Consider the following 15,306-nt stretch of genomic DNA (forward strand, 5'->3'; position numbering starts at 1 on the left):
ACCCGGACAAGCGCAGTGAAACCCGTAGATTTCGTCCAGGTCGGCGCCGGGGGAGGGGCCGGGCCAGGCCTGGCTAGGCTGCCGCCCATGGAGTCCTACACGATCGGCCAGGCAGCCCGGCTGCTCGGCGTCAGCAGTGACACCGCGCGCCGCTGGGCGGACGCGGGCCGCTTCCCGACCCGCCGCGAGGGCAACCGGAGGATCGTGGACGGGCCCGACCTGGCGGCCTTCTGCGTCGAGGTGGCCCAGGAGGCCGCCGAGGACGAGGACGCCCCGTACACCTCGGCCCGCAACGCCTTTCCGGGGATCGTGACCCGCATCAAGCTGGGCTCGGTCAGCGCACAGGTGGAGATCCAGGCCGGGCCCCACCGGGTGGTGTCCCTGCTGACCCGTGAAGCGGTGGAGGAGCTCGGCCTCGAGGTCGGAATGCGGGCCACCGCCCGCGTGAAGTCGACCAGCGTGTTCGTCGACCGCACCTGACGGCGGCCCGGCCGCTCAGCCGAGGGGGGCGCCCGCCCCGCCCGTGAAGGCCCCGGCGCGCGCCGCCGCGACGGCGGCCCGCGCGGCTCGCTGCGCCGCCGCCTCGTCGAGGGGCGCGTCGGTGGTCAGGAAGCGGTAGTAGAGCGGGGCCGAGACGGCGCGGATCACCTCGGCGGCGTCGGTGTCCCGCGGCAGCTCCCCCCGCTCGACGGCCTGCTCGACGCAGGGCGCCCACTCCTGGACGCGGACCTCGTAGAAGCGGTGCAGGGCCTCGGCCGTCCTCTCGTCGCTCGTGGCCGCCGCGATCACGGCCTTGAACAGGGCTCCCTGGCGTGGGTCGGCCAGGGTGCGCCGTACGAGAGCGGCGTTGGCCAGCAGGTCCTGGAGCAGCGAGCCGGTCTCGGTGCGCGGCAGCGACTGCTCGGCCATGTCGGTCAGCAGGTCGGCGACGAGTCCGGCCACCGTCCCCCAGCGGCGGTAGACGGTCGTCTTGCCGACTTCGGCGCGGCGGGCGATCTCGGCCAGGTCCAGCGCGTGGAAACCCTGCTCGGCCAGGGTGTCCCCGGCTGCCTCCAGGACCGCCGCCCGAACTCGTGCCGTACGGCCTCCGGGGCGGACGGTTCCCGGCTCGGCGGCGGCATCATGGGGCGCCATAACGGGTCTCCGGTTCCATTAGTGCTGATCTCCTGTTACGTTGAGATCACCTTAAAGGGTCTGCGGTGCCATTACTGTTCGCTGGAGGGATCCGTCATGGAATACAGGCAGCTGGGTACGTCCGGTCTGAAGGTTCCCGCTCTGAGTTTCGGAGCCGGCACCTTCGGCGGGCAGGGTCCGCTCTTCGGGGCCTGGGGCACCACCGACGCGCAGGAGGCCCGCCGACTGGTGGACATCTGCCTGGAAGCGGGCATCACCATGTTCGACAGCGCCGACGTGTACTCGGCCGGAGCCTCCGAGGAGGTGCTCGGCCAGGCCGTCAAGGGCCGGCGCGACCAGGTCCTGCTGTCGACCAAGGCCGGCCTGCCGATGGGCGACGGGCCCACGGACGCGGGAACCTCCCGCTCCCGCCTGATCAAGGCGACCGAGGACGCCCTGCGCCGCCTCGGCACCGACTACGTGGACCTCTTCCAGCTGCACGCCTTCGACGCCGCCACCCCGGTCGAGGAGGTGCTCTCCACGCTCGACCAGCTGGTGCGGGCCGGCAAGATCCGCTACGTCGGCGTCTCCAACTTCGCCGGCTGGCAGCTGATGAAATCCCTGTCCGCCTCCGACCGGCACGGCTTCCCCCGCTACGTCGCCCACCAGGTCTACTACTCGCTCGTCGGCCGCGACTACGAATGGGAGCTGATGCCGCTCGGCCACGACCAGGGCGTCGGCGCCATGGTGTGGAGCCCCCTGGGATGGGGCCGCCTGACGGGCAAGCTGCGCCGAGGCCACCCGCTGCCGGAGCAGAGCCGCCTGCACCGGACCGCCGACTACGGCCCGCCCGTGGAGGACGCGTACCTCTACGACGTGGTCGACGCCCTCGACGAGGTGGCCAAGGAGACGGGGAAGACCATCCCCCAGGTGGCCATCAACTGGCTGCTGCGGCGGCCCACCGTCTCCTCGGTCATCGTCGGCGCGCGCGACGAGGAGCAGCTCCGCCAGAACATCGGCGCCGTCGGCTGGAGTCTGACGTCCGAGCAGACGGCCCGCCTCGACGCCGCGAGCCACAAGCCGGCGCCGTACCCGCACTTCCCTTACGAGCGCCAGGAGGGCTTCGCACGACTCAACCCGCCGATGATCGCGGGCCCGGCCTCCTGATGTGACGCGGGTCACGGGAATGTCCGGCCGGTCCGCCCCCTCTTCCTTCCCGAGGCCGCGAGGCCCCCGGGGCGCCGTCGAGGAGGAAGAGGCCCGCATGACACCGCCCGACCTGCCCGCGCTCGTGGGCGCCGCCCAGCGCGGTGACCGGCTGGCCGTCCAGGAGCTGCTGGACCTGCTCACCCCGTACGTCGGGCGGCTGTGCGGGCCCATCGCGCTCCAGGACGGGCCGGACGCCACGCAGGAGGCGCTGATCGTGATCTTCCGCGGTATCGGCGGTCTCCGCGAGCCGGCGGCCCTGTTCGGCTGGGCGCGGGTGATCGCCGTACGGGAGGCCGTTCGGATCGCCCGTGCGGGAGCGCGGACCGTCGCGGACCCGCTCGACGAGGTCCCGGCGCGCGGCGACCCGCAGCTCGCCGCCGATGTGCGCGACGTACTGGAACGGCTCTCCCCTGCGCACCGGGCCGTCCTGGTCCTGCGCGATCTCGAAGGGCTGGACGAGCATGCCGTCAGCGCGCTCCTCGGCGTCCCCGAAACCACCGTGCGGACCCGGCTGTTCCGGGCCCGCCGCACCTTCCGGAAGGCGTGGGAACGTTGAACGACTCCTGGCCGGTCGCCGAACTCGACGCCGTCCGCAGGCTCCGGGTGATCGCCCGCACCACTCCGGGCGCGGCCTTCGCCGAGGACCTGATCGACGCGCCCTTCGACCGGGTGTGGGCGCTCGCCTCCGACCTCGAAGAGCAGATGCCGCGGCTGATCAGCGACATCGGCACCTTCACCGTGACCTCCCGGGCCGGGGAACGCCTCGAAGCCCGCGCCCGCGGCCGCCTGGGCCCGCGGGCGCGGTTCGACATCGTGCTGCGGCCGGGCTGGTGCCTGATGCAGAGCCGTTTCGTCGTCGGAGGCATGGCCGCGGTCGCGGAGGGGGAGGGCACCCGGTTCGCCTTCTTCGGCGCCCTGCGGATCCCCGGCATCCGCCTGGTCGACCGTGCGCTGCACCCCCTGATGGACCCGCTGGGCGCCAGGGCGCTGAAGCGGTTCACCGACCGGCTCGACCTCGCATGACGGACGACCCCGGCTGCCGTGTGCCGCGGGGGCCGTCCGCCCGCCTCAGGACGAGCTGTCGTGGGCGGTGCCGGCGGCGCGGCGGAATTCGGCGTTGATGCGCTGGGCCTCTTCCAGCTGGTCCTCGAGGATGACGATGCGGCACGCGGCCTCGACCGGCGTGCCCTGGTCGACCAGTTCCCGGGCGCGGGCGGCGATGCGCAGCTGGTAGCGGGAGTAGCGTCGGTGCCCGCCCTCGGAGCGCAGCGGAGTGATCAGGCGGGCCTCTCCGATGGCGCGCAGGAAACCGGGGGTCGTGCCGAGCAGTTCGGCGGCCCGGCCCATCGTGTACGCGGGGTAGTCATCGTCGTCCAGCCGCCCACCGAGCGAATCATCCGCTGTCATCTGCACCTCTTCTTGGGAATGCGTCGAGGGGCCTCAGTGCGCACGGCACCGAGGCCCCGAAGGAAATTCAACACCATCTGTCGGCCTTAGCGCTGCGCCGACCTACTGGATACGTGACCGGGGACCACCTTCCATTCCGGGGCCGTGCGGTACCCGGGCCGGCGGCTGCGCGCCCGGGGATCCTGATGGTGTCTGCCTCCTCCGTTCTTCCTCTGGGTGAACCAGGACTCTTCGATCTCGACTACGACAGAAACCATAATCGCGCTGTTGGGCAATGTCTACTGTGGCGAGGATAGATTTTCTTGCGTTCGACGAGCAGGCAATCCACTTCGAACGGAGCAGGCCGCCGCAGGAGCGGCCGGGAGGCCCACCGGTGCATAGACTCGGCTTTCATGTCGAAGCCTGACGAGCTGCTCGTTGACGTCGCCGCGATGGTGGAGTCCGGGCACAGCAATCAGATGTCCCTGACCGTCGTGACCGGTGGCGCTGTCATCACCGGACGACTGGCCCCCGAAGCCGTGTGGAGACAGCGCGTGTCAGAGGTCCTGACCGACTCGGCCCGCCTGGGCGAGTTCTCCGCGATCTTCACGGCCCCTACGCGCAAGGACGGACCGCCCACCCATCTGCACTTCCACGTCGCCCGGATCCTCCAGGGCACGGTCGGCATCCCTGAGACGGGCGGGATGTACCGCGTCTCGATCGACGACGTCAGCGCCTGGACCATGGGCGACTTCAGCTACTCCGACTGAGGCACGGCGATACGCGAAAGGGCCCGACCGGCATGTGCCGGTCGGGCCCTCTTCGCTGTTCCGTGGCGGCTCCGCGCCGCCGTCCCCGTCGTTAGACGGACGCCGTGGCGCCGAGCATCGCCGAAGCCCTCTGGAGCGGGGTGAGCGCCGCCCGCGCGGGCGCCGGGGCCTCGGGAAGGCCGCGGCAGGTGAAGCCGAGGGCCGTCATGGCCCGGATGACCTCGCCGGCGCTGAAGTCGCGCCGGTCCTGTCGGGTGATGACCTGGCCGACCTGCTTGACCGGGTACTGGCGGCGGCCGATGATCACGGAATCGCCCGTGACCGGCTCGGGCTTGATGCCCTTCATCGATTCCAGAACGCCGGCCTTGGTCAGGTCGAACGGGAAACGTGCGATGACGCAGCGCATGATGCCTCACAGGGGGAAGAGAGGGACGATCTCATCGGGGTGCGGCCGGGTCGGGCCGCGGGCCGCGCTACGCCGCGGCGTTGAACGAGGACGGACGGCCGGTGCCGCGCCGGGCCGCCGACCCGGTGCCGCGGCGGCCGCGGGAGGTCCCGCCGCTGCGCTTGGGGCGCTCGCTCACCGGGGCGGTGATGACGACCGGGACGCCAGACGGAGCCTGCGCGCCGGTGATGCGGTTCAGCTCGGCCTCGCCGGCGCGGACCTGGGTGATCTGCGGCTGGATCCCGGCGTCCGCCATGAGGCGGATCATGTCACGGCGCTGGTTGGGGGTGACCAGGGTGACGACGCTGCCGGACTCGCCGGCGCGGGCCGTACGGCCGCCGCGGTGGAGGTAGTCCTTGTGGTCGGTCGGCGGGTCCACGTTGACGACCAGGTCGAGGTTGTCGACGTGGATGCCGCGCGCCGCGACGTTGGTGGCCACCAGCACGGTCACGTGCCCGGTCTTGAACTGCGCCAGGGTCCGCGTGCGCTGGGGCTGCGACTTGCCGCCGTGCAGGGCGGCGGCGCGTACGCCGCTGGTCAGCAGGTGCTCGGTCAGCCGGTCGACCGCGTGCTTGGTGTCCAGGAACATGATCACCCGGCCGTCGCGCGCCGCGATCTCGGTCGTCGCCCGGTGCTTGTCGGCGCCGTGCACGTGCAGGACGTGGTGCTCCATCGTGGTGACCGCACCCGCGGACGGGTCGACGGAGTGGACCACCGGGTCGGTCAGGTAGCGGCGGACGAGCAGGTCGACGTTGCGGTCGAGGGTGGCGGAGAACAGCATCCGCTGGCCCTCGGGGCGCACCTGGTCGAGGAGCGCCGTGACCTGGGGCATGAAGCCCATGTCGGCCATCTGGTCCGCTTCGTCCAGGACGGTGATGGCGACCTGGTTGAGGCGGCAGTCGCCGCGGTCGATCAGGTCCTTGAGCCGGCCCGGCGTCGCGACGACGACTTCCGACCCGGCGCGCAGGGCGCCGGCCTGCTTGCCGATCGACATCCCGCCGACCACCGTGGCGAGCCGCAGCTTCACCGAGCGGGCGTACGGGGTGAGCGCGTCGGTGACCTGCTGCGCGAGCTCGCGGGTGGGTACGAGGATCAGCGCCAGCGGCTGGCGGGGCTCGGCGCGCTGTCCGGCCGTACGGGCCAGCAGCGCGAGACCGAAGGCAAGGGTCTTGCCGGAGCCGGTACGGCCACGGCCCAGGACGTCACGGCCGGCGAGGGTGTTCGGCAGCGTGGCCCCCTGGATCGGGAACGGCATGCTCACGCCCTCGGCGCCGAGCGCGGCCAGCAGCGGCGCGGGCATGTCGAGGTCGGCGAAGGCCTCGACGGCGGGCAGGGCCGGGGTGATCGTCTTGGGGAGGGCGAACTCACCCTGGACGGCGGCGGGCCGACGTCCGTAGCCGCCCGAACGGCGGGGGGCGGCGGAGCGGCCGCCGGAGCTCGACCCGTAGCCGGAGCCGGAGCCGGAGCCGGAACGCGAGCCGGAGCTCGATCCGTAGCTGGAACCGGATCCGGAGCTGGATCCGTAGCTCGAGCCGTAGCCGGCGCTGCGGGTGCGGGGGGAGCGTTCATTCGTGCGCATGCGGTTCATACGGAACCTTCCTTGATAGCGGCACGTATCAAGGAATTCCCGCAGCGGTGTGCAGCGCGGAGAATTGCAAGAAGCGGGCCGACTCGAAAGCTGAAGCGAAAGCGACTCTGGCCGACTGGAATTTCTGTGGGCACAGGTGCTGAGATGAGTGACGCGTTCCGGACGTGAAATCCGGGGCGTCGACCGAGAGGAGCTCGGGGGGACATCCGCGTGTGATGCGATCGCGGATTCCTCGACATCGTTCCGCAGGTGGAACCACTGCGGGGCGACGGAGAGGGCTGAGCCCTGAAATGCGTGCAGCTGAGACCCGCACCCCGAAGGATGCGGGCCCCAGCTACGAAGTACGCGTCAGCGTTAGGCCGGAACGATGTTCTCGGCCGTCGGGCCCTTCTGGCCCTGCGCGATGTCGAAGGAAACCTTCTGGCCTTCGAGCAGCTCGCGGAAGCCCTGGGCGGCGATGTTCGAGTAGTGGGCGAAGACGTCAGCGCCGCCACCGTCCTGCTCGATGAAGCCGAAACCCTTTTCCGCGTTGAACCACTTCACGGTACCAGTAGCCATGTCATATCTCCTTTGGGGCAGTACACCGGCCTCCGCACTGTGCGGATGCCGTTGTCGCCGCGATGATTACCCCGACCGGAAATGACCGGAAATACAAAAGCGCTCCCACCGGCACGAAGCCGAGCGGGGGCACTTGAAGTTTTGGGAACCACAACTGCAACTGAGATCGACAGTAGCACGTCATGGCCGTCCGTGTGGGGTGAACAATTCCACTCCGCCCGTCGGGGTAAAAACCCTCTCCGCGGGGCTCGCTAAACCCTCACACGGCGAGCACAGATATATTGATTCGCCAGCAGCGCAACGGCGCCGCGCCCCGGTTCTGGTGGCCGGGCGCCCCCGCACGGCGGTACACGGCGCGGCACATCCGGTCCGCCCGGCGAATACTCGGTGGGGAAACCGCCGGAGGCGACCTGGAGGTAGGCATGGCCGAGATCGTCCTGGACATCCGCGCCCGGGCTGCCGTCCAGCAGCGCCCGCAGCCGGTGGAGATCGCGTACCTCAAGGCCTTCGAGAAGACCGAGGGGCTGCCGCCGAGCGCGCGTGACACCGTACGGATCACCCTCGACGCCTCGCTGAAGGGCTCGGTCACCCTCCCTGACGTGGCCCCCGGCAGCACGATCGAGCTGGTCTTCCTCGCCGACTCGGGACGGCCCCGGCTGATCCGCCGGGCGACCGCCCCGTCCGGGGACGACCAGGTCGACGTCGAGCTCAGCGCGGCCGACACGGCGGCACTCGCGGAGGCCGACCCGCTGCCGACCGAGCCGGCGGCGGCCGGGCCGGCGACGGTGGTCGCCCGGGCCGGACGGTTCGTACCGGTGGGCGACGCACCGGTCGACTTCGCCACCGCCCGCCTGGAGGTCGCACCGCTCACCCTCGCCACCGACTGGCAGGCGGCCGGGCTGGACGCGCTGTTCGGCAGCCGGACCCCGGCCGCCACCACCACCGCCATGGCCGTCGAGCTCGCCGTGCCCTGGTCCGGGTACGGCAGCCTGTCCTGGACTCCGAGCCGTCTGGGCGCCGACGGCGCATTCGCGGCGGAGTTCGCCGAGGGCACGTACGACGCGTGGGTGTGGTGGCTGTCCGGCAGCCGCTCGGCCCTCGGCATCGTGCCGGACGATCTGTCGAAGCCCGCGTCCCGGCGCTTCGCCCTCGCGCTTCCGCCCTTCGCCGAGGTCGCCGAGGTCGCCGAGGACCCCGAACGCGTCCTCGGCGAGCGGCGCTTCAACGTCGTCCTGCGCGTCGAGCAGCCCAGCGCCGACCCGGACCCCACCCTCCGCGGCAGCGGCCTCCTCGTCCTCGACCCGGAGATCCGTGACGTCTCCCCCGGCCGCCCCGCACGGTTCGTCGACAGCCCGTGGCCCAGTGCCGACGAGGCCGCCGCGATCACCCGCGGACACATCTTGGAGTACGCGCTGCGCTGGCGGTCCGACGGACACTCCCCGGGCACGGTCGCCAGTACGCTCACCCTCGCTCCGGGCCGGTCGAAGCGGATCCGGAAGGTCCTGCGGGACCGGGAGGCCGCCTCCGGCACGGTCATCGGCGAGCGGGACTACGAGGACGAGGTGCGGGCGAGCCTCGACGCGTGGGCGCGCGGCGCGGTCGCCGGGGAGGCCGACGGTACGGTCGGCCCGTTCCTCATCGGCGGCGGCGGCGGGCACAGCACCGCCTCGTCCGGCTCCGCCCAGGACGACGGCCCCCGCGCCGTGGCCGACGAGGAGCGGCGGCTGCGGGAGACGACGCGGTGCGTCGCCGAGTCCCTGCGGCGCGCGGAGAGCGCCGTCGTCGTCTCGGAGGTCGGCCGGGAGGAGGCGGTCACCGGCACCACCGAGGTGGTCCGCAACGACGACCACGGCCACGCGCTGACGGTGATCCACCACCGGATCCTGCGGCGCCTGCGGGTCGAGACCGTTTTCACCGGCGTACGCGAATGCGTCTTCGTGCCGTTCGCCGTCAGCCCCTTCACCCTGCTGCGCGCCTACCGCTGGCGCGAGTCGATCCGGGCGGGGCTGCGCGACCAGCGCCACGCGCGGGCGCTGGCACACCTGGACGACGTGGTGACCGGCTTCAGCCAGTCGGGCATCCCGGCCGGGCGCCGCTGCGACCAGCCGGTCCGGCACATCGCCGGCTCCCTCTTCCTGACGCTCGCCGAGGAGCGGCCCGACCGGCAGCTCCCGCGGGAGGACGCCTCCCGGATCGCGGCGGGCTGGGTGGACGGCCTGCGGCTGTCGGCGAGCGGCCAGTCGCTGCGCGCGGACTTCGGACTGGCGAGCGGCCGCCAGTGCGACGGCCAGGTCCGGGTGGACTTCTCGGTGCCCGTGCCGGCCGGGCAGCGGGTGACGCGTGAGCTGCTGTCCTCCTGGCGGGTCCTGGCCACGGGTGACCTGCCGCCGGGCTCGGTCGCCCACCTGACCCGTATGTCGTTCGAGTACCAGACGGACACCTTCCGCCACTCCGTCGGCGTCTCCCCGGGCACCCCGGACCTGGTCACGGTGGAGTCGGGCCTGCTGGACCCGTCCGGCGCCGTCGTGTCCGCGCCGCCGGATCCCTGGGAGCGCGAGGACGAACAGCTGGCGCTGAGCCGCGCAGCCCAGGAGCTGGTGCAGCACCTCAACGAGCACGTGGAGCACTACCACAAGGCCATCTGGTCGCACATGGACCGCGACCGGCTGCTCACGCTGCTGGACGGCTTCCACCTGCCGAGCGCGCCCGCCGTGAGCGTGGCAGCCGTGGTCGATCACGATCCCGTCGCGATCGTCGGCAATTCGCTGGTGTTCCGGGTGACGGCCGGTTCGTTCCTCGGACTCGGAGGCACGGACACCCCCGAGGCGCTGCACCGTTACTACGCGACCGGGTACTCGGCGCAGCAGCCGCTGCACATCAGCCTGCCCACCGACGGCCTGTACGCGCAGACGATCACGACCGCTGAGGCGTGACGGCCGGTTGTACCGATGCGGTACCGGTACCGGGTGTCGAGGACCGCGTTCCGCAGGGGATCCTTCACACGCATGGCATCCATGTCCGGATGTGACGGGGAATCGTCATTGCGGCCATGGGCGGCCGCGCTGAGGATGGGTTCATGCCCACTTCGCACCGTGTCGTCATCGCGGTCTTCCCCGACGTCGATCTCCTCGACGTCACCGGCCCGGCCGAGGTCTTCGCGCTGGCCAACCGGGAGACCGCGGGCCGCGCCGGCTACGAGGTCCGCCTGGCCGGGCCGGTCGCCGGTGCGGTCCGTACGTCGGCAGGGGTGCGGCTGCTGCCCGACCTGACCTTCGAAGAAGTCGGCGGGCGCGTGGACACCCTGCTCGTGCCCGGCGCGGTCGACATGACCGAGGCGGGCCCGGTCGCCCGTATCGACAACGGTGTCGTGGAGTGGGTGAAGGCGACCGCCCCACACGCCCGGCGCGTGGCGTCGGTGTGTGTGGGCGCGCACGTGCTGGCGGCGGCAGGGCTGCTGGACGGGAAGACGGCGACCACCCACTGGTCGACCGCCGCCCAGCTCGCCGCCGACCACCCGGCCGTGACGGTCGACCCGGATCCGATCTTCGTCCGGACCGACCGCGGCCGGCTGTGGACCGGGGCCGGGATCAGCGCCTGCCTGGATCTCGCCCTGGCCCTGGTGGCCGAGGACCAGGGTGAGGACGTCGCCCTGGCGGTGGCGCGGCAACTGGTGATGTACCTCAAGCGCCAGGGCGGCCAGAGCCAGTTCTCCGTGCCGCTCAGCCGCCCCGCCACCTCTCGCCGTGACATCGACGAGCTGCGCCTGTGGATCGCCGACCACCTCGGTGACGATCTGTCCGCGGCTCCTCTGGCGGCCCGGATGTGCCTCAGCGAGCGGCACTTCGCCCGGGTGTTCAAACAGGAGACGGGCACCACGGTGGCCGACTACGTCGAAGCCGCCCGGGTGGAAGCGGCCCGCCGGCTCCTGGAGAGCACCGACCACCCCCTCGACCAGGTGGCCGACCTGGCCGGGCTCGGCTCGGCCGAAACCTTGCACCGCGCGTTCAGACGCCAGCTCGCCACCACCCCCGCCGCCTACCGCCGCCGCTTCCGCACCCAGACCGTCTGACGCCCGACCCCCTGAAGACGCCTGGCGGTGAGCTTCGCCATGCCTCCGTCCCTCCATGCCTCCGTTCCTCCATGCCTCGTTCCTCCATGAAAGGCACCCCATGAGCACGAACCAGCCCTCCACGACCCTGCGCGACGTCATCGGCCTGGACAACCAGCCGCCCAAGCTGAGCGACTCCGTCCTGATCATGATCGACTTCCAGAACACCTACCGCACCGGCGTCATGGCCCTGGAAGGTGCCGAGGAAGCCCTCGCGGCCGGCGCCCGCCTGCTGGAGCGCGCCCGCGCCGCGGGCATCCCGGTCGTCCACGTCATCAACGACGGCGGCGAGAACACCCCGTACGACATCCGCGCCCACATCGGCGCCATCAGCGACGAAGTCGCCCCGGCGGACGGCGAGGCGGTCGTGGTCAAGCAGTTCCCCAACTCCTTCCACCTCACCGAACTGGAGAAGACCCTCACCGACCTGGACGCCGCCCCGGGCAGCGGCAAGGACTTGGTGCTGGCCGGCTTCATGACGCACATGTGCGTCAACTACACCGCCCAGGGCGCCTTCAACTTCGGCTACCGGCCCACGGTCGTCGCCGAGACCACGGCCACCCGCGCCCTCACCGCCCCGGACGGCACCGTCCTGCCCGCCGCCACCCTCCAGGCCGCCGCCCTGACCGCGATCACCGACCTCTTCGGCACCGTCGTCCCCACCGTCGACACCCTCCCCGCCTGAATCCGAGTCCTTCCTCGGCTGACCGGGCGCGGTGTCGGATCCATGGCGCCCGGTCAGCTCTGTCCGTTCTCGGTCCACGCACGGAGCTTCTCCGGGTTGCGTACCGCCCAGATGCGACTGATGCGGCCGTCGGCGAGGCTGAACGCCGCCACGGTCACGGTGACACCGGCGTGCTGGGCGACCAGGCCGGGCCTGCCGTTGACCGTCCGCTCCAGGAGCGTCAGTCCAGGGGCTTTGTCTGCGATGTGGATCAGGTACTGGGCGATGCGCTCACTGCCCTCGACCGGGCGCAGGACGGTGCCGACCAGGCCGCCGCCGTCGGCGGTCATCGTGGCGTCGGGGTCGAGGAGGCCGACGAGGGTCTTGATGTCCCTGGCCTCCCACGCCTCTTTGAAATGCCGCACCAGGCCGGCCTGCCCGGCCGTCGCAGCCGCCGACGCCTGCGCGGCGCCGATACGTCGACGGGCCGAGGACGCCAGCTGCCGACAGGCCGCGGGCGTCCGGCCGACGATCTCGGCGATCTCGGCGAAGGGGTACCGGAAGACGTCGTGCAGGATGAACGCCACGCGTTCGGCCGGCGTCATCGACTCCAGTACGACGAGGAAGGCCATGTTCACCGACTCGTCCAGGGTGACCTGGTCGGCGGGGTCGGCCGGCGCGGCCCTGCCGCCGCCCGTCCGCCCGCCGAGCCACTCCGTACGGTCGGGCAGCGGCTCGGGTATCCATGCGCCGACGTAGCGCTCGCGGCGGACCCGCGCCGAGCCGAGCACGTCCAGGCAGACGCGGCCGGCCACCGTCGTCAGCCAGGCGCCCGGCGACTCGATGGCCTCCCGCTGTTGCCGTGACAGCGCGAACCAGCGGGCGTAGGTCTCCTGCACGGCGTCCTCGGCCTCGGCCAGCGAACCGAGCAGCCGGTAGGCGAGGTTGATCAGCCGGCGTCGCTCACCGACGATCGCGCCCAGGCCCGGCTCGGACCGGTCGCGCCCTGGCTCGGACGGTGTGCTCATGGTCGCGACCGCTCCCTGGTTCTTCTCGTCCGCTTCCGCTCTCGGCACTTGGTCCGCGCTCCGCCTCACATTTCGCGGACCCACGTCGTCGGACCACCGAGACACTACCGACCCACCGCCGCGAGGCAGAAGAGGAGGCCACGTCATGGCCACACCGACGACGGCAGTACAGGGCAGATTCACGTTCCTGCGGGTCGCGATCGCCCTGCAGACCTTGTCCCTCTTCTTCCAGGCGGTCACCGCCGGAATGCTGCTGTCCTCGTCCCTCGGCGCGGTGCTGCACGACGCCGGATCGCGCGTGATGTACGGCGCGTCGATGCTGTACGTGCTCGCCGCGATCCTGGCGTGGCGGCCGGGCGGCGGGTCACCCCGCCCCGTCCTCTACGCATCCGGCTTCCTCGTACTCGCATCGGTGCAGGTGGTGCTGGGCATCGCGCACATGCCGTCGCTCCATGTCCCCCTGGGCATCCTGATGTTCGGCCTGAGCATGTTGGCGCTGGGCCAGGTACTGTCCACCCGCTTGTCGCAGCGCTCAGACACCCGGCCGTAGCCGCCGCGCGCCCTGCTCTACCGCCCTGACCGGCACGCGGTGGCACGCTTGCCGCGTGTCAGGACTGCTCGCGCAGGATGTCGGCGACCTGCGGCGGACGGTATGACGCGCCCTTGAGCACCTTCCCGTCCTCGCGGTACGAAGGGCGGCCGTCCGGGCCGAGCTTGGACATGTTGGCGCGGTGGACCTCGGCCAGGACCGCGTCGAGGTCGATCCCGTGCACGGCGGCGGTCCCGTACGCGATGTAGACCACGTCGGCCAGCTCGTGCGCGATGTCCGCCAGGTGGCCGGAGGCTGTCGCCTCGGCGAGCTCGGCCACTTCCTCTTCCAGGAGGACCTGGCGGTGCCGGGCCAGTTCCGGCGTGACGTTGGCGGGGGTGGATCCGACATCGAGGCCGAAGGCCCGGTGGAACGCGCGCACCAGCTCCTGGGGAGTGGGAGCGGGGGTGCTGTCGGTCATGCGGCTGTCTCGCCTTCTTCCGTGCGGTCCGTGCGGTCACTGCGGTCACTGCGGTCCGAGCCGTCGCGGCGGAGGGCGAGGACCGCGTTGTGGCCGCCGAAGCCGAAGGAGTTGCTCAGGACGACGTCGCCGGCGGCCGGCAGGTGGCGCGGCACGTGCGTGACCACGTCCAGGTCGCAGGCGTCATCGAGGTCGTCGCATCCGATGGTGGGCGGGACGCACCCGTGGTCGAGGGTGAGGGCGGCGACCACGGCCGCCACCGCACCCGCGGCTCCCTGGAGATGGCCCAGGTTGCCCTTCACGGCCGTCACGGGGACCCGGGGCGCCCGCGCTCCGCGCTCGTCCAGGAGCCGTCGCAGGGCCGTGGCCTCGGCGAGGTCCCCGTCCACGGTGGCGGTGGCGTGCGCGTTGATGTGGACGACGTCGCCCGGTACGGATCCGGCGTCGGCGAGCGCGCGGCGCAGCGCGAGGACGATCCCGTCACCCGAGGGGTCGGGTGCGACGAGGTGGTGGGCGTCCGCGGACAGGCCCCAGCCCGCCGCCTCGCAGTAGACGCGTGCCCCGCGCGCCAGGGCGTGCTCCTCCGCCTCCAGGACGAGCAGCCCGGCGCCCTCGCCGTGGACGAAGCCGTCGCGGTCCTTGGCGAACGGGCGGGAGGCCCGCTCGGGCTCGTCGTTACGGGTGGACAGGGCACGCATGGCGGCGAAGGAAGCCATCACCGACGGGGTGACGGCAGCTTCCGTGCCCCCTGCCAGGACCATGTCGAGGTGCCCGTGGCGGATGCGGTCGATGGCCTGCCCGATGGCTTCGGTGCCCGAGGCGCAGGCGCTGACGACGGTGCGTGCCTCGCCGGTGATCCGCAGGTCGAGGGATATCTGGGCGGCCGGCTGGGACGGCACGGTCATCGGAGCGGTGAGCGGGGAAACGCCCCGCGGTCCCTTGTCGCGCAGTCGGCGGTCACCGTCGACCAGGACGGGGGCGCCGCCGATGATGGTGCCGACGGACACGCCGACCCGGCTCGGGTCGATGCCGCTGCCGACGGTCCCGGATGCGGCGAAGCCCGCGTCGCGCCATGCCTCGCGGGCGGCGACCACCGCGAACTGGGAGGCTCGGCTCATCCGCCGTGCCTGGGGTCGGGGCAGCAGCTCGGCGGGGTCTTCGGGCACGGTCCCGGCGATGCGCACGGGCTGACCGGCGAACTCCTCACCCTCCAAGCACCGCACGCCACTTCGTCCTTCGAGCAGCCCGTGCCACAGGTCCGGAACGCCGACACCGAGGGGTGTGATCGCACCCAGACCGGTAATAACGACCCGCCGCTTTGTTGCCTGGGTCACTTCGACTGGCCGGCCGTGGGGTGGGGTCGGCTGGTACATGGTGATCTGCTTTCCTGTTGCACTCTTTCAACCGCCGTGGGGTGGTGGGCAGTT

Annotated in this window: 17 protein-coding genes; 9 read left to right on the plus strand and 8 right to left on the minus strand. The window is 71.8% G+C overall.

Annotated features, from left to right (window positions below):
- The first annotated feature begins 87 nt into the window (after window positions 1-87).
- A complete protein-coding gene (locus tag ACWDYJ_RS16860; protein ID WP_451566312.1) occupies window positions 88-480 on the plus strand; it encodes a TOBE domain-containing protein in 393 nt (130 codons plus the stop codon).
- A gap of 15 nt (window positions 481-495) precedes the next feature.
- On the opposite strand, the gene ACWDYJ_RS16865 is transcribed toward ACWDYJ_RS16860, so the two are convergent.
- Complete coding sequence (locus ACWDYJ_RS16865) at window positions 496-1,134, minus strand: TetR/AcrR family transcriptional regulator (protein WP_451566313.1); 639 nt, start codon at window positions 1,132-1,134, stop codon at window positions 496-498.
- A gap of 96 nt (window positions 1,135-1,230) precedes the next feature.
- Between ACWDYJ_RS16865 and ACWDYJ_RS16870 the strand changes: the two genes are divergently transcribed.
- From ACWDYJ_RS16870 to ACWDYJ_RS16880, 3 genes are all read left to right on the plus strand, one after another.
- Window positions 1,231-2,280, plus strand: a complete 1,050-nt coding sequence (locus ACWDYJ_RS16870; protein ID WP_451566314.1) for an aldo/keto reductase — start codon at window positions 1,231-1,233, stop codon at window positions 2,278-2,280.
- Window positions 2,281-2,377: 97 nt separating this feature from the next.
- Entirely contained in the window at window positions 2,378-2,878 is a 501-nt protein-coding gene (locus ACWDYJ_RS16875) for an RNA polymerase sigma factor (RefSeq protein WP_451566315.1), read from the plus strand.
- Window positions 2,875-3,345 carry a hypothetical protein gene (locus ACWDYJ_RS16880; RefSeq protein WP_451566316.1) on the plus strand — a complete coding sequence of 157 codons (471 nt, stop codon included), beginning with the start codon at window positions 2,875-2,877 and terminating at the stop codon, window positions 3,343-3,345. The genes ACWDYJ_RS16875 and ACWDYJ_RS16880 overlap by 4 nt, the downstream gene beginning before the upstream one ends.
- Before the next feature lie 45 nt (window positions 3,346-3,390).
- On the opposite strand, the gene ACWDYJ_RS16885 is transcribed toward ACWDYJ_RS16880, so the two are convergent.
- Window positions 3,391-3,729, minus strand: coding sequence for a MerR family transcriptional regulator (locus tag ACWDYJ_RS16885; RefSeq protein WP_451566317.1), 339 nt, complete (start codon window positions 3,727-3,729; stop codon window positions 3,391-3,393).
- Between the two features lie 392 nt (window positions 3,730-4,121).
- Here ACWDYJ_RS16885 and ACWDYJ_RS16890 point away from each other — a divergent pair, with 392 nt between their 5' ends.
- The gene (locus ACWDYJ_RS16890; protein ID WP_451566318.1) at window positions 4,122-4,478 is read left to right on the plus strand and encodes a hypothetical protein; all 357 of its coding nucleotides are present in this window, start codon (window positions 4,122-4,124) and stop codon (window positions 4,476-4,478) included.
- Window positions 4,479-4,569: 91 nt separating this feature from the next.
- Here the strand turns inward: ACWDYJ_RS16890 and ACWDYJ_RS16895 are convergent, their stop codons facing one another.
- The 3 genes from ACWDYJ_RS16895 to ACWDYJ_RS16905 all read right to left on the minus strand — a co-directional run bounded on the left by ACWDYJ_RS16895 (window position 4,570) and on the right by ACWDYJ_RS16905 (window position 7,069).
- Window positions 4,570-4,884 (minus strand): SCO5918 family protein, encoded by a 315-nt coding sequence (locus tag ACWDYJ_RS16895; RefSeq protein WP_451566319.1) that lies wholly within the window; start codon window positions 4,882-4,884, stop codon window positions 4,570-4,572.
- Between the two features lie 67 nt (window positions 4,885-4,951).
- A complete protein-coding gene (locus ACWDYJ_RS16900; protein ID WP_451566320.1) occupies window positions 4,952-6,511 on the minus strand; it encodes a DEAD/DEAH box helicase in 1,560 nt (519 codons plus the stop codon).
- Window positions 6,512-6,865: 354 nt separating this feature from the next.
- Window positions 6,866-7,069 carry a cold-shock protein gene (locus ACWDYJ_RS16905; RefSeq protein WP_004986771.1) on the minus strand — a complete coding sequence of 68 codons (204 nt, stop codon included), beginning with the start codon at window positions 7,067-7,069 and terminating at the stop codon, window positions 6,866-6,868.
- Between the two features lie 422 nt (window positions 7,070-7,491).
- Here ACWDYJ_RS16905 and ACWDYJ_RS16910 point away from each other — a divergent pair, with 422 nt between their 5' ends.
- From ACWDYJ_RS16910 to ACWDYJ_RS16920, 3 genes are all read left to right on the plus strand, one after another.
- Complete coding sequence (locus tag ACWDYJ_RS16910; protein WP_451566321.1) at window positions 7,492-10,002, plus strand: hypothetical protein; 2,511 nt, start codon at window positions 7,492-7,494, stop codon at window positions 10,000-10,002.
- Window positions 10,003-10,145: 143 nt separating this feature from the next.
- Window positions 10,146-11,138: a GlxA family transcriptional regulator gene (locus ACWDYJ_RS16915; protein WP_451566322.1), complete on the plus strand. Its 993-nt coding sequence runs from the start codon at window positions 10,146-10,148 to the stop codon at window positions 11,136-11,138.
- Between the two features lie 100 nt (window positions 11,139-11,238).
- Complete coding sequence (locus ACWDYJ_RS16920) at window positions 11,239-11,862, plus strand: isochorismatase family protein (RefSeq protein ID WP_451566323.1); 624 nt, start codon at window positions 11,239-11,241, stop codon at window positions 11,860-11,862.
- Window positions 11,863-11,915: 53 nt separating this feature from the next.
- On the opposite strand, the gene sigJ is transcribed toward ACWDYJ_RS16920, so the two are convergent.
- Window positions 11,916-12,869, minus strand: a complete 954-nt coding sequence (gene sigJ / locus ACWDYJ_RS16925; RefSeq protein WP_451566324.1) for an RNA polymerase sigma factor SigJ — start codon at window positions 12,867-12,869, stop codon at window positions 11,916-11,918.
- Between the two features lie 145 nt (window positions 12,870-13,014).
- Here sigJ and ACWDYJ_RS16930 point away from each other — a divergent pair, with 145 nt between their 5' ends.
- Entirely contained in the window at window positions 13,015-13,419 is a 405-nt protein-coding gene (locus ACWDYJ_RS16930) for a hypothetical protein (RefSeq protein ID WP_451566325.1), read from the plus strand.
- 58 nt (window positions 13,420-13,477) lie between these two features.
- Here the strand turns inward: ACWDYJ_RS16930 and ACWDYJ_RS16935 are convergent, their stop codons facing one another.
- Window positions 13,478-13,879: a pyrophosphohydrolase domain-containing protein gene (locus tag ACWDYJ_RS16935; RefSeq protein ID WP_451566326.1), complete on the minus strand. Its 402-nt coding sequence runs from the start codon at window positions 13,877-13,879 to the stop codon at window positions 13,478-13,480.
- Complete coding sequence (locus ACWDYJ_RS16940; protein WP_451566327.1) at window positions 13,876-15,252, minus strand: beta-ketoacyl-[acyl-carrier-protein] synthase family protein; 1,377 nt, start codon at window positions 15,250-15,252, stop codon at window positions 13,876-13,878. The genes ACWDYJ_RS16935 and ACWDYJ_RS16940 overlap by 4 nt, the downstream gene beginning before the upstream one ends.
- Between the last annotated feature and the right edge of the window lie 54 nt (window positions 15,253-15,306).

The organism is Streptomyces sp. NPDC003042 (genome assembly GCF_053591315.1).